Raw genomic sequence first — 11,568 nt, forward strand, 5'->3', positions numbered from 1 at the left:
TTCCCGCAAAGCGACGACCCGGGCCGGCTTGCGCCGACCCGGGTCTCGGGAACGTCTGGTTGATGGTCAACGGGCCGAAAAGCCCGCCGAAAGTCTTTAGCGGATGGCGACGACCTGAGCGTCATCGGTCACCAGATAGATCATGCTGCCGACCGCGATCGGCGACAGCAGAACCGGCGCGCCGATCTTCAGGGTCTTTTCCGCCGCCCCGGTCTTGGGGTTCAGGGCCACGGCCTGGCCGTCGCTGGACACCGTGATCAGACGGCCCGAGGCCAGGATCGGGGTCGACCACAGACGCGGGTGCTTGGCGAGCTTCTTCTTCTGACGCTTGGTCTGGCCCAGGCCCTCGTTGAGGTCGCGGATCCAGTAGATCGAGCCGCTTTCGCGGGCCACGCACATCACCTGGCCGGCCTTGTCGATCACGAAGACGACGTCGCCGGCGGCCCAGGGGCTGGTGATTCCGGTGACCGGCAGGCTCCAGCGCGCCTGGCCGGTGCGCAGGTCGGTGGCGGTGAACACGCCCGAGTGGCTGACGGCGAAGACGTCGCCCTTGTAGATCACCGGCCGGCCGGGAATGTCGCGGATCTCGGACAAGGCGTTGGTGCGGCTGGCGCGCGACAGCGCCTCGCTCCACAGGTCATTGCCGTTCGAGGCGCGCAGGGCGACCAGCTCGCCCGAGGCGAAGCCGGTGACGACCGTGTCGCCGCTGACGGCGGAGCTGGGGGCCGACAGGATGCGGGCCGGCTCGATCAGGGCCTGATAGGTCCAGCCCGGCGCGCCCGAGGCGGCGGCGTAGGTCAGGAGTTCGTTGTCGGTCGAAACCACGAACACGCGACCATCGACGACCGTCGGGGCGGCGTGGACGGGCGTGGCCGTCGTCTGTCGCCAGCCTTCAGCGCCGGTCTTGCCATCCAGTTGGGCCACGAAGCGGAAGCCGGACGAGACATAGAGCTTGTCGTCGGGGCCCAGGGCCAGACCGCCGCCGAAGCCGAGGCGATCGTTCTTGGCGCCGCCGAAACCAAACATGCCGCGTTTGCCGCTCGGACCGGCCGAGGGGCGCAGATCCTTGCGCCATTCCACAGAGCCGCTCTGGATGTCGAGCGACGACACGGTCGACTCGCCGTCCATCACATAGATATGGCTGGCGCTGGCCACGGGCGGCGCCGTGATGTGGAACTTGCGGTTGCCCTTCTGGCCGAAACCCTTGCGCCAGGCGATCTCGAACGCCTTGCCGGCGTCGACATGCTCGACCGACTGCTCGGCGTTGCCGCCCGGCAGACGCCATTCGGTCTGAACGGCGGGTTCCGGCAGGAAGAAGTCCGTGCCCTTGAGAGTCTCGGAGGCCTCGACCTTCTGGTCGAAGGCGATGACCGAGATCCGCTGGCCCTGGGTGGCCTTGGACTTGGCCTTCTCATCCGACTTGTCGAACGGATTGATCTTGGAGATCGTCGAGCACCCGCTCACCGTCACGGCGGCGGACATCAGCGCGATCAACGCGACAGAACGCTTGGAAATCATGAAGCGGCTCATTGGGCGCCAGCGGGCGCGGTTTGCGAGAGGGCCGGCATGGCGGGCGCCGGCGGCAGCGCGATGGCGGCCTTGACCGTCGCCGCCAGATTGGCGGCGGACCCGGAGTCGATCAGCTGGATGGCGGCCTGGGCGCGCTGGCGCACCTCTTCGGACGGGTTGTCGAGCAGGTTGGCCAGGACCGTGAAGTCCTCGCGCGCGCCCTTGGTGTCACCGGCCTGAAGCTTGGCGAACGCCAGGGCTTCCTTGGCCTTCACCCGATACGGACTTTTTTCCCCCGCCAACGGCGTCAACCTCGCTTCGATATCCTTGAACGAGGCCGTATCCATGAGCGCGAAGGCGGATTTGAGGCGGGCCAGATCGCCCAGCACCGGATCGTGCGAAAGCTTGGCCGCTTCATCGAAATAAGCCACCGCCTCGGCGGTCTTGCCCTCGTCCAGGCGGATGCCGCCCATGTGCATCAGGGCCAGGGCGCGATAGCCGGGCGCGCCGCCCTTGGCGATCGCCTGCATGGCCGGGAAACCCTTGGCGGTTCCCTCCCGGCCCATGGTTTCCAGCGCGGCCTGGTAGGCTTCCGAAGCTGCGGCCGACTGCTTGGCTTGATACGCGGTCCAGCCCCAGTAGCCGCCGACGCCGATGACGACCGCCACCGTCAAGGCGCCGAGCCACGGCAGCGCCTTCAGCGCGAGGGTCTTGTAACGGTCGGAGCGCAGTTGCTCTTCGACCTCGTCAAACACATCGACCACGAACGAGGCTCCGAAACAGGCGCCGAAGACGCCCTGACACGACAGCGCCGGTGAGTGCCGGCGGCGGCGCATGGTTTACAACAGAATGTGGCCGGCGGGGGGCCGCCAGCGCAGGCGGCGAACCTATAGCGTGTCCGGGCCAGCCGCAACGGGCGCGAGGCGCGCCGGCTAGCCCTTCTTGGCGTAATAGGTCTCGGCCTCGCCCGGGAAGGTGCGCGCCTTGACGTCGTCGGCGTATTCGCGGGCGGCGCGTTCGATCTCGCCCTTCAGATTGGCGTAGCGACGCACGAACTTGGGCGTCCAGTCGAACAGGCCCAGCATGTCGTCGGTAACCAGGATCTGGCCGTCGCAGCCGGCCGAAGCGCCGATGCCGATGGTGGGCGGGGCGATGGCGGCGGTGATGTCGCGCGCGAGGCTCTCGGCCACGCCTTCGACCACGACCGCGAAGGCGCCCGCATCCGCGGTGCGGCGGGCCTCCTCCAGGATCAGCGCCCTGCCCGCCTCGTCCTTGCCCTTGGCCTTGAAGCCGCCGTCGACCAGCACCGCCTGGGGCCGCAGGCCGACATGGCCCATGACCGGCACGCCGCGCTGGGTCAGATATTCGATGGTCGCCGGCACGGTGGGACCGCTCTCGACCTTCACCGCCTGGGCGCCGGTCTCCTTCATGATCCGAACGGCGTTGGCGTAGGCGGCCTCGGGAGAGGCCTCGTAGGAACCGAACGGCATGTCGACCACGACCATGGCCCGGCGAGAGCCGCGCATCACCGCCTGGCCGTGCAGGATCATCATCTCCATGGTGACCCCGACGGTGTTGGGCAGGCCATGCACGACCATGCCCACCGAGTCTCCCACCAGAAGCAGGTCGCAGGCCTCGTCCAGCGCCGCCGCGACGGGGGCGGTGTAGGCGGTGAGACAGACGATGGGCACGCCACCCTTGCGGGCGGCGATATCGGGGGCGGCGAGACGGCGAACCGTCTCCTCACGATGCGAGGACAGAACGATGCTCCAGAGCAGGCCCCCGGCGACATGAGGGCGCGCTGTTGTCGGTCAGAAAGCGCCCCGCCGCAACATGAACAATGATCACTCCTGACGTGCTCGTTCAGAAGTCTTCCATCATCCGCGTGACCGCGAAGCCCAGGGCCAGGAGGGCCAGCCCGGCCGCCAACCAGAGCGCCTCGACGCTGGCGGACGTGGCGGTGATCTGGTTGAAACGGGTCATGACCTTGTCAACGTCGGCGCTGATATCGCGCGTGCCGTTATGCGACAGGGTCTGCAGCTCCGCCGAAAACCGTGTCGTGACTAGCTGGAACGCCGCGATCAGGCCCGCAAGGACGCCCGCCCCGCCGATCAGCACACGCCGCATAGCCCAGCCCCGGTCGAGGCTGGCTCCAACCTGGGCGGCGAAAAGCTCGGCGTCCGGAAAGGACGGAGCCTCGCTGTAGAGTCGCGTCAACTGCGCTTCGAAATCGGGTTCAGCCATGAGCTTCCCTCCTCGCGCCTTCCGTCTGTGGGGCCAGTCGGACCCGGAGTTTATCCAAACCACGTTTGACATGGGATTTCACCGTGCCGATCGGGATGTTCAAGGCCTCGGCGACCTCGGCATGCGACCAGTCACCCCCATAGCAAAGGGATACGCAGAGCCGCTCGCCCCTCGACAGGGCCTTCAGGGCCTCGTCCAGATCGATGCGATTGGCGGTCCGAGGTTCATTCAGAGCCGTGGGATCGTCGCCATCCTGGGCCTCGTCGGTAAAGATCACGCGAGCTTCCCGCTTGACCTTGCGCAGGTAGAGCCGCGCCGCGATCCGCTTGATCCAGCCCCCGAAGGCGCCTTCGCCGCGATAGTCGGCCACCTGCTCGAACCCGGCCAGGAAGGCGTCCTGGGCGACATCGTCGGCCGTGGCCGAGTCCGCGCCCATCCGGCGCAACAGCCCCCGGATCGCCGAGCCGTGACGCCGGACCAGTTCGCCATAGGCGCGCCGGTCGCCCGCCGCGGCAAGGGCGGCCAGCTCGACATCGTGGCCTGTTGGCAGGCGGTCCATGGACATGCTTTCCCCCTTCCCCAAGGTCCAGCGATCAGACGCGCTTGGCTTTGTTGGGGTTGAAGAAGCTGAGAACGATATAGGCCAGGCCGATCACGGCCGGGATGCAGGCGATGCCGATGCCTGGCGAATGGAAGTCGTTGTCGCCAAAGTCGACGAAGTAGCTGAACGCGGCCAGGCCTATGCCGATCGCCAGCCAGATCACGCCGGCCCGCATGTCGCTCAGCGACGTGGGAGCCACCTTCACGTTGCGGGTCAGGGCCTCGATCACTTCGGGCGGAACGGGCTGTCCCTTGTCGATCGCGGCGCGCAGGGTCGACTGCATCTCGATGCGCTCGCGGCTCTTCAGATACACCGGCACGATGCAGATCGCACCGATGACCAGAAACATGATGATAGGGATCCAGACCTCATCCATGGCGACATTCCTCTTGCGGGGCGCTGTCCACTCAGCGCCGCATTCTGATGATAAGAGGCGCCGGGACCTTCGTTTGGAGGCGCCCGGCGGGATGAAACTTTCGTAACCCTAGTCCTGGGACAGCAACCGGCCGCCCATCACCGCCAGGGCCAGTATGACGACCAGCATGCCAACGGCTGGCAGCAGCGTGGGCGCAAGGGTGTCGACGGCTAGGTTCAGGACCGGCGAACAGGCCCAAAGAACCACACTCAGCACCAGGGCGGCGGCGGCGGCGGCCAACAGGCGGTCAAGGAACGCGCGACGCTCCACGGCTTCCATGACCTCGGCCACGAAGACATCGGTCGTGGCGGGCGGGGGCGTTTCCCCCAGAAAGGCGGACAAGCGATCATCGGGCGTCATGACGGTTCTCCCAGGACGACGAGCAGTCTCTCACGGCCACGCGTCACATGCGACTTCACAGTGCCCAGCGGCAGACCCAGGGCCTGAGCGACCTCGGCGTGGGTCCAGGCCTGGCCCAGGCACAGGGTGACACAGGCGCGCTGGTCTTCCGGCAGGGTATCCAGGGCGGCCTGAAGGGCCATCCGATCCTCCCCGGCGACGGTATCCGGCGCTTCCAGGGCTTCCTGGCCGCGCCAGTCTTCGTCGCGACGGGCCGAACGGCTGGCGGCGCGACGGTGGTCCAGCGCCTTGCGCCAGGCGATGCCATAAAGCCAGGCGCGAAAGCCATCGTCGGCGCGAAGCCGCCCCAGGCTCGTCCAGGCCGCGACGAAGGCGTCCTGGGCGATGTCATCGGCGTCGATCCAGCCGCTCTTCCGCAGAAACCCCCGCAGGGGCTTCTCGTGGATCGCGACCAGTCGTGAAAACGCCGCCTGGGATCCCCCCCGCGCCGCCCTGACGAGCGGCGCATCCATCAGACCTTGGGACCCCGGCTGAGAACCAGCGACACCAGCGAGGCCAGGCTCAGCGCGCCCATCACGAAGGCCACGATCGTAAAGGCGTCGCCCGAGCCGTAGATGTCAGTGAAGGCCGCATAGCTGAAACCGGCGCAGAGGGCGCCGAACAGGACGACCCTGTAGACCGGGTCGCCGCTGTAGCGATAACCGCGATAGCGACGCCGGCGCGGCCGATCATCGTAGTCATAGTCATCTTCATTCCAGCGCTTGTTCAACCGAGCCACCAGCTCCGGCGGGGGCTCACGCCCACTGGCCGCGTAGGACTTGATCAGGTCCAGCGTGTCGCGATTGGCCTTGTAGGAGAGCCAGCTCTGAAAGCCGCCGAACACGAACCAGCTCAGCGGAAAGATCAGCCACCAGTACGAACGAAACAGGTCTTCCATCGAATTTGGCCCCTTGTGGGTCTGCGCGCACTTGCGCGTCGGTCTCGGTGAGTAGTCGCCGCCGCGGATGCGATTGGATGCGGACGGCGGAATTATTTCGGTCTAGCGCCGGCCCAGCCTGGCGATCAGTTCCGCCGGCGGCTCGCGGCCATTGCTGGCAAAAGTCCGCAGAACATCGGCGGCGTCGCGATCGGCGCAATAGGACAGCCAGTTGCGCCACGCGCCGATCACGATCCAGCTCGTCGGAAACACCAGCCACCAGAATGAGGAAAACAGATCTTCCACGACAATCCCTCCAGCGAACGCGAGCCTCTCGCGCCTTCTGAAGACTAGTCGGCGCCGACAGGCGTCCTGGATGCGACCAGGTGGGAAATAATTTCGGACGGCGATTCAAACACGATGGTCGGGTGGTGCTCAGCCAGGATCGAACGCTTGGCCGCGCCCCAGGTGACGGCGCCGCTGGCCAGACCCAGTGCGCGGGCGGCCTCGATGTCGCGGGTCTCGTCGCCGATGCAGATCACCCTGTCGCGCGAGACAACGGCGGTGACCTTCCGGAACTTGCGCGCCTTGCCAAACAGCGAGGCGCCGCAGGCGAACTGACTGATCAGGCTCGACAGGTCCGGCCCCAGCACGGCGCGGATGGTGCGCTCGCTGTTGGAGCTGACCACCGCCAGACGCAGACCCGCGTCGTGCAGGGCCCGCAACATGCCCTCGGTCTCGGGAAACAGCGGAATGGAGTCGCTGTCGGCCGCCATCAGCTTCTTGCCATGGGCGGCGATCATCGGAAGCTTCCACGGCGAGATGCCCAGATAGCGGATGACCTCGCGCGTGGCGCGTCCGCGCAGCATGTCGATCTCGTCGTCGGTGACGGTCTTGAAGCCGAACCGGCGCGCCATCGGATTGACGGCGCGGATCATCCAGGCCGCGCTGTCGGCCAGCGTGCCGTCGAAGTCAAAGATGACCATGTCATACGACGGGATGGGATGGGCTCCCACGCGATGGTTTCCTGCGCTCTTCGTGTTCAAATGGACGAGACTAGTCGCAATAGCCCTGCTCGCCCCTGCTTGTCGCCCTAAAGTCGGCCGACTCGCGCTTTCAGCAAAGCTGCTAGGCCTTCAGGCCGCCTTTTGGAACAGGCGGGCATAGACTTCCGGCTTGAAGCCCGCAGTCAGCTTGCCGTCCACGTCAAGCATCGGCCGCTTGATCATCGAGGGCTGGGCCAGCATCAGGGCGACAGCCTTGTCGGCGTTCAGGTCTTGCCTGTCCGCGTCAGCCAGTTTGCGAAACGTGGTCCCCGCTCGGTTCAGCACGGTTTCCCAGCCCAGCGCCTCGACCCACCGCTCCAGGCTGGCGGCATCGATCCCGGCGACCTTGTAGTCATGGAAGCGATAGTCAACGCCGTGCTCGTCGAGCCAGGCGCGGGCCTTCTTCATCGTGTCGCACGCCTTGATGCCGTAGATGGTGACGCTCAACGCCCTGCCCCCGGTTGACTGAGCCGCGACGGGTAGCGCCCGGCCAGCCAGGGCGCAAGTCAGTCGGCCAACGGATAACGGGCCAGCACCTCGTGCCGCCCCTGGCCCTGATGGCTGACCACCAAGGCAAACTCCCGGACGGTCCAGGTCACCGGCTCGATGGGCGTCACAACGGCGCCAGGCTGTCCGTACAGAACCGTTACGTGCGGCGTGAACGCCAGATTGGCGCTATCCAGCTTCTCCCAGGCCAGGGCCTGGCGCAGCCCGGCCTGAAAGGCTTCCAGAGCGCCAAGCCCCTCGCCGCCGCGCAGCACGACATTCCTTGGAAATCCGCCGATCTGGTCGAACGCAACCTCGAACGGTGCGACGTCCAGCCGCCTGGCGGCCCGCGATATCCTGTCGATCAGGCTTTGAGGCACCTGATCCCAATAGTCGAAATGCCCGAGCGTGATGTGCATCAGATCGGGATTGAAGACCGCCCCGCCAAGCTGATGATCCGCCTGATAGCGTCGCCCCGCGGCCCGCGCGGCGACCCGAGCCTGCTGATCCAGGTAGATCATCAGGATCAGGTGCTTGTCGCGCGGCGCGGCCTCGAAGCCCAGCAGCGAGAGCTGTTCCGCGGCCATCGTCTCAACCCTTGGCCAGATTGCTCCGCAGGCGGTCGGCGACCGCGCCCAAGGTGATCGCCGAGAGCGCTTCCTCGATGACCAGACGGTCCTCGGTCGAGGCGATCTGGGCGATGCGGTGGGTGAAGTCGGTCACCGCCGTGATATGCTGGGCCAGAAGATCGACCATGTGCAGTTCCTGCATCACGCGGGCCTGCTGTTCAGGCGGCGCGGCCTGAAGCATCTGCCCCAGCGCGTCGTCCAGCTTGCCGCAGGCTTCCGCCGCGATCGACATCTCCGCCGACACCGCCGCCAGAATCGCGGCCGTGCTCGAACCCGCCGTGCTGTCCTGTTCCGAATTCATGCTTCCCCCGACGTCTCGTCTGCGGTGTCTTTGTGATTGGCCGGCGCGACAAAGCGCGACCGTCGCGCGCAGGTTGGAGTGATCCCACGCCTCACCGCAAGCCTGTTTACGCAGGGGCGCCGAATAGCGGACTCGGAACGGGTTCCGTTTCTTATCGCCAAAGGAGCCGAACGATCGGCAAACTAGGGGCCGAAACCAGCCCTAGAAGGACTTGGGCATGCCCAGCACGTGGGTGGCCACGTGGCTGAGGATCAGGTTGGTCGAGATGGGCGCCACCTGATAGAGGCGGGTCTCGCGGAACTTACGCTCGATGTCGTACTCCTCGGCGAACCCGAACCCGCCATGGGTCTGCAGGCAGGTGTCACCCGCCGCCCATGAGGCCTCGGAGGCCAGCAGCTTGCCCATATTGGCCTCCGACCCGCAGGGCCGACCCGCGTCGAACAGGGCCGCGGCGCGTTGCACCATCAGTTCGGCGGCGGCGATCTGCACATGCGCTCGGGCGATGGGGAACTGCACGCCCTGGTTCTGGCCGATGGGACGCCCGAACACCTCGCGGTCACGGGCATAGGCGCTGGCGCGGTCCACGAAGAACTTGCCGTCGCCGATACATTCCGAGGCGATCAGGATTCTCTCCGCGTTCATGCCGTCAAGAATGTAGCGAAAGCCCTGCCCCTCCACCCCGATCAGGTTCTCGGCGGGAACGCGCAGATTCTCGAAGAAGAGTTCCGTGGTGGCGTGATTGAGCATGGTGCGCACGGGACGGATGGTCAGCCCCTGCCCGACGGCTTCCCGAAGATCGACCAGCAGAACGCTCATGCCGTCGCTGGACTTGGCGGCCTGATCGCGCGGGGTGGTGCGGACCAGAAGGATCATCAGGTCGGAATGCTCGGCCCGCGAGATCCACAGCTTCTGGCCGTTCACCACATAGGCGTCGCCGTCGAGGCGCGCCGTCGTGGCGATGCGGGTCGTGTCGGTTCCCGCCCCAGGCTCCGTGACGCCGAACGCCTGCAGTCGCAGTTCGCCCGTGGCGATCCTGGGCAGGTATTGCGCCTTCTGGGCCTGGCTTCCATGCTTGAGCAGGGTGCCCATGGTGTACATCTGGGCGTGACAGGCGCCGCCGTTGCAGCCCGAGCGATGCACCTCTTCCAGGATGGCGATCGCCGCGCCCAGGCCAAGACCCGACCCGCCATAGGCTTCCGGGATCAGCACCGACAGGAAACCCGCTTCGGTCAGGGCCTGCACGAACCGGGTCGGATAGGTGCGATCCCGGTCAAGAGCCTGCCAGTAGGTTCCAGGAAACTGTGCGCACAGCCTGCGCACCGACTCGCGGATCTCCGGAAAGCTCTCGTCTGTAATGCTGGACATGCGGACTCCTCGATGTGGCCAGCCTGCCTCGCCCCCCCGGCCAAGGCGCAAAGCCTTTCGCAGAGCTAATCCAGTGACGTTGGGTCAAAGCAAACGGGCGCTGGACGGCGGACGGTAATTTTCGTCGAATAGGCACATGTCGCCCGAAGATCTTGAAACTTGGCGTCGCCACGTCGGTCGCAGCGAAGTCCGTCGCCAGGTGCTGGATGTCGAGACGGTGCGTCGTTTCGCGGCGGCCGTCGACTGCGACCTGGATGTCGAGCGACGGCTTCCGCCACTGGCCCACTGGGCCTTCTTCCTGGACGCTGCCAGGGCGGAGGATCTCGGCCCCGACGGCCACCCCCGGCGGGGAAAAGGACTGCTGCCGCCGGTCAGTCTGCCGCGACGCATGTTCGCCGCCAGCGCCATGCGTTTCGAGGCGTCGATGACCCTGGGCCTCCCGGCCGAATTGAGGCTCACGATCGCGGCTGTTCAGCACCGGGCGGGCAAGTCGGGCGATCTGGTGTTCGTCGAGGTCGACCGGGTCCTCACCCAGGACGGTCACGCTTGCGTGACCGAGCGCCAGACCCTCGTCTATCGCGATGCCGGCGACAGCACGCCGGCGATCGTCCCGATCGAGACACTCCCGAACGACGGGGGCGAGATGTGGACGCCCGGGCCAGCCGACCTGTTCCGGTTCTCGGCCGTGACCTTCAACGCCCATCGCATCCACTACGATCTGCCCTATGCGCGGGACGAGGAAGGCTATCCTGGCCTTGTCGTGCATGGCCCGTTCACGGCCGTGAAGCTAGCCTCCCTGGCCGCGCGGGAACAGCCGCTTAAGACCTTCTCATTCCGGGCTGTCGCGCCGTTGTTCGCGGATCAACCCGTGCGGCTGTCGCCCGGAAGTGCGCCCGGCGTCTATGAGGCGATCCGTTGCGATGGCGTGGTCGCCATGTCGGCCAGGGCCGAGACCTAGATCCGGCGTTCCAGGCCCTGGAGCGTGACCGCGCCGATGGCCGTCATCAATCGATCCGCGGTAAGGCCCTCCACGGTCGGCGCCCATTTTGTCAGCCAGATCAGCATGCCCAGCAGCAGTTGCACCACCAGAGCCGCCTCGCAGCGCACGATCGAGCCGTCCGCCATGCCCTGATTCAGGAGCTGTTCCAGCAGCCCGCTGAGACGAGCGCTCCAGGCGTCCAGATCGTCCCGCTGGGGTTTCTCAAGATAGGAATAGTCGCCGAAATAGAGCTGCGGCCCGTTTCGGGCGGAGTCATGCAGCAGGTTCTCGAGGAAGCGCCGCAGCTTTGCGGCCCCGGTCCCGCCCGCATGGTCAGCCTCATCCAGGATCTGCTCGAAGCGTTCGAGGGAGCTGAGGTGGCAGGCATAGACCAGCGCCTGCTTGTTCGGGAAATAGTAGTAGAGGGCCGCGTCGCGCAGATCTAGCGTCGCCGCGATCTCGGTCATCGTGGCCTGCGCGAAGCTCTTGGCGTTGATGATCTCGATCGCCGCGCGAAGAATGGCGTCGCGCTTCTTGGCCGACTTGCGGCTGTGCGACAGCGGCTTTTGCCCCTCGACCTGGGCCAGCGCGACAGGGTCTCCGCCCTTCAAAACACCGCGATCCCACTCAAATTTGACAAACCTGTGAAATTATATTGGGCAGTTCCGTAGCGTTAGCAAGGGCTCCGCTAAAAATTCTAACTTGTGTTAAAATATC

At 66.2% G+C, this 11,568-nt stretch carries 17 protein-coding genes; 1 reads left to right on the forward strand and 16 read right to left on the reverse strand.

The genetic code is table 11. The features are described from left to right. Positions 1 to 96 precede the first annotated feature (96 nt). The 15 genes from ACQY9P_RS18855 to ACQY9P_RS18925 form a co-directional block, all read right to left on the reverse strand. Complete coding sequence (locus ACQY9P_RS18855) at positions 97 to 1,530, reverse strand: PQQ-binding-like beta-propeller repeat protein (RefSeq protein WP_421737698.1); 1,434 nt, start codon at positions 1,528 to 1,530, stop codon at positions 97 to 99. Beyond that, the gene (locus ACQY9P_RS18860) at positions 1,527 to 2,273 is read right to left on the reverse strand and encodes a tetratricopeptide repeat protein (RefSeq protein WP_421737697.1); all 747 of its coding nucleotides are present in this window, start codon (positions 2,271 to 2,273) and stop codon (positions 1,527 to 1,529) included. Before ACQY9P_RS18860 ends, ACQY9P_RS18855 begins: the two co-directional genes overlap by 4 nt. 168 nt (positions 2,274 to 2,441) lie before the next feature. After that, positions 2,442 to 3,269 carry a 3-methyl-2-oxobutanoate hydroxymethyltransferase gene (gene panB / locus ACQY9P_RS18865; RefSeq protein WP_421738296.1) on the reverse strand — a complete coding sequence of 276 codons (828 nt, stop codon included), beginning with the start codon at positions 3,267 to 3,269 and terminating at the stop codon, positions 2,442 to 2,444. Positions 3,270 to 3,372: 103 nt separating this feature from the next. Beyond that, entirely contained in the window at positions 3,373 to 3,753 is a 381-nt protein-coding gene (locus tag ACQY9P_RS18870) for a hypothetical protein (RefSeq protein WP_421737696.1), read from the reverse strand. Then, positions 3,746 to 4,318, reverse strand: coding sequence for an RNA polymerase sigma factor (locus tag ACQY9P_RS18875; RefSeq protein WP_421737695.1), 573 nt, complete (start codon positions 4,316 to 4,318; stop codon positions 3,746 to 3,748). Before ACQY9P_RS18875 ends, ACQY9P_RS18870 begins: the two co-directional genes overlap by 8 nt. A 28-nt stretch (positions 4,319 to 4,346) precedes the next feature. Further along, positions 4,347 to 4,703: a DUF6249 domain-containing protein gene (locus tag ACQY9P_RS18880; protein WP_421737694.1), complete on the reverse strand. Its 357-nt coding sequence runs from the start codon at positions 4,701 to 4,703 to the stop codon at positions 4,347 to 4,349. 135 nt (positions 4,704 to 4,838) lie between these two features. Beyond that, the gene (locus ACQY9P_RS18885) at positions 4,839 to 5,129 is read right to left on the reverse strand and encodes a hypothetical protein (RefSeq protein ID WP_421737693.1); all 291 of its coding nucleotides are present in this window, start codon (positions 5,127 to 5,129) and stop codon (positions 4,839 to 4,841) included. Further along, the gene (locus tag ACQY9P_RS18890; protein ID WP_421737692.1) at positions 5,126 to 5,641 is read right to left on the reverse strand and encodes an RNA polymerase sigma factor; all 516 of its coding nucleotides are present in this window, start codon (positions 5,639 to 5,641) and stop codon (positions 5,126 to 5,128) included. The genes ACQY9P_RS18885 and ACQY9P_RS18890 overlap by 4 nt, the downstream gene beginning before the upstream one ends. Then, positions 5,641 to 6,066, reverse strand: a complete 426-nt coding sequence (locus ACQY9P_RS18895; protein WP_421737691.1) for a hypothetical protein — start codon at positions 6,064 to 6,066, stop codon at positions 5,641 to 5,643. Before ACQY9P_RS18895 ends, ACQY9P_RS18890 begins: the two co-directional genes overlap by 1 nt. A 102-nt stretch (positions 6,067 to 6,168) precedes the next feature. Then, the gene (locus ACQY9P_RS18900) at positions 6,169 to 6,351 is read right to left on the reverse strand and encodes a hypothetical protein (protein ID WP_421737690.1); all 183 of its coding nucleotides are present in this window, start codon (positions 6,349 to 6,351) and stop codon (positions 6,169 to 6,171) included. A gap of 44 nt (positions 6,352 to 6,395) precedes the next feature. Continuing rightward, positions 6,396 to 7,061 carry an HAD hydrolase-like protein gene (locus ACQY9P_RS18905; protein ID WP_421737689.1) on the reverse strand — a complete coding sequence of 222 codons (666 nt, stop codon included), beginning with the start codon at positions 7,059 to 7,061 and terminating at the stop codon, positions 6,396 to 6,398. A 120-nt stretch (positions 7,062 to 7,181) separates the two neighbouring features. After that, positions 7,182 to 7,538, reverse strand: a complete 357-nt coding sequence (locus ACQY9P_RS18910) for an ArsC family reductase (RefSeq protein ID WP_421737688.1) — start codon at positions 7,536 to 7,538, stop codon at positions 7,182 to 7,184. A 59-nt stretch (positions 7,539 to 7,597) separates the two neighbouring features. After that, positions 7,598 to 8,164, reverse strand: a complete 567-nt coding sequence (locus tag ACQY9P_RS18915) for a 2'-5' RNA ligase family protein (RefSeq protein ID WP_421737687.1) — start codon at positions 8,162 to 8,164, stop codon at positions 7,598 to 7,600. A 4-nt stretch (positions 8,165 to 8,168) separates the two neighbouring features. After that, positions 8,169 to 8,507, reverse strand: coding sequence for a hypothetical protein (locus ACQY9P_RS18920; RefSeq protein WP_421737686.1), 339 nt, complete (start codon positions 8,505 to 8,507; stop codon positions 8,169 to 8,171). 201 nt (positions 8,508 to 8,708) lie between these two features. Then, complete coding sequence (locus tag ACQY9P_RS18925; protein WP_421737685.1) at positions 8,709 to 9,872, reverse strand: acyl-CoA dehydrogenase family protein; 1,164 nt, start codon at positions 9,870 to 9,872, stop codon at positions 8,709 to 8,711. A gap of 136 nt (positions 9,873 to 10,008) precedes the next feature. Between ACQY9P_RS18925 and ACQY9P_RS18930 the strand changes: the two genes are divergently transcribed. Next, positions 10,009 to 10,830, forward strand: coding sequence for a hypothetical protein (locus ACQY9P_RS18930; RefSeq protein WP_421737684.1), 822 nt, complete (start codon positions 10,009 to 10,011; stop codon positions 10,828 to 10,830). Here the strand turns inward: ACQY9P_RS18930 and ACQY9P_RS18935 are convergent. Further along, positions 10,827 to 11,462 (reverse strand): TetR/AcrR family transcriptional regulator, encoded by a 636-nt coding sequence (locus ACQY9P_RS18935; protein WP_421737683.1) that lies wholly within the window; start codon positions 11,460 to 11,462, stop codon positions 10,827 to 10,829. The genes ACQY9P_RS18930 and ACQY9P_RS18935 overlap by 4 nt on opposite strands. Between the last annotated feature and the right edge of the window lie 106 nt (positions 11,463 to 11,568).

The organism is Caulobacter sp. (assembly GCF_965279145.1).
GTDB lineage: Bacteria > Pseudomonadota > Alphaproteobacteria > Caulobacterales > Caulobacteraceae > Caulobacter.

Excerpts from the sequence above, each read along its gene's own strand:
- ACQY9P_RS18880 (WP_421737694.1), bottom strand. The coding sequence starts at position 4,703 with ATGTTTCTGGTCATCGGTGCGATCTGCATCGTGCCGGTGTATCTGAAG.
- ACQY9P_RS18870 (WP_421737696.1), bottom strand. The coding sequence starts at position 3,753 with ATGGCTGAACCCGATTTCGAAGCGCAGTTGACGCGACTCTACAGCGAG.
- ACQY9P_RS18930 (WP_421737684.1), top strand. The coding sequence starts at position 10,009 with ATGTCGCCCGAAGATCTTGAAACTTGGCGTCGCCACGTCGGTCGCAGC.
- ACQY9P_RS18875 (WP_421737695.1), bottom strand. The coding sequence starts at position 4,318 with ATGTCCATGGACCGCCTGCCAACAGGCCACGATGTCGAGCTGGCCGCC.
- ACQY9P_RS18890 (WP_421737692.1), bottom strand. The coding sequence starts at position 5,641 with ATGGATGCGCCGCTCGTCAGGGCGGCGCGGGGGGGATCCCAGGCGGCG.
- ACQY9P_RS18885 (WP_421737693.1), bottom strand. The coding sequence starts at position 5,129 with ATGACGCCCGATGATCGCTTGTCCGCCTTTCTGGGGGAAACGCCCCCG.
- ACQY9P_RS18915 (WP_421737687.1), bottom strand. The coding sequence starts at position 8,164 with ATGGCCGCGGAACAGCTCTCGCTGCTGGGCTTCGAGGCCGCGCCGCGC.
- ACQY9P_RS18855 (WP_421737698.1), bottom strand. The coding sequence starts at position 1,530 with ATGAGCCGCTTCATGATTTCCAAGCGTTCTGTCGCGTTGATCGCGCTG.
- ACQY9P_RS18925 (WP_421737685.1), bottom strand. The coding sequence starts at position 9,872 with ATGTCCAGCATTACAGACGAGAGCTTTCCGGAGATCCGCGAGTCGGTG.
- ACQY9P_RS18920 (WP_421737686.1), bottom strand. The coding sequence starts at position 8,507 with ATGAATTCGGAACAGGACAGCACGGCGGGTTCGAGCACGGCCGCGATT.
- ACQY9P_RS18895 (WP_421737691.1), bottom strand. The coding sequence starts at position 6,066 with ATGGAAGACCTGTTTCGTTCGTACTGGTGGCTGATCTTTCCGCTGAGC.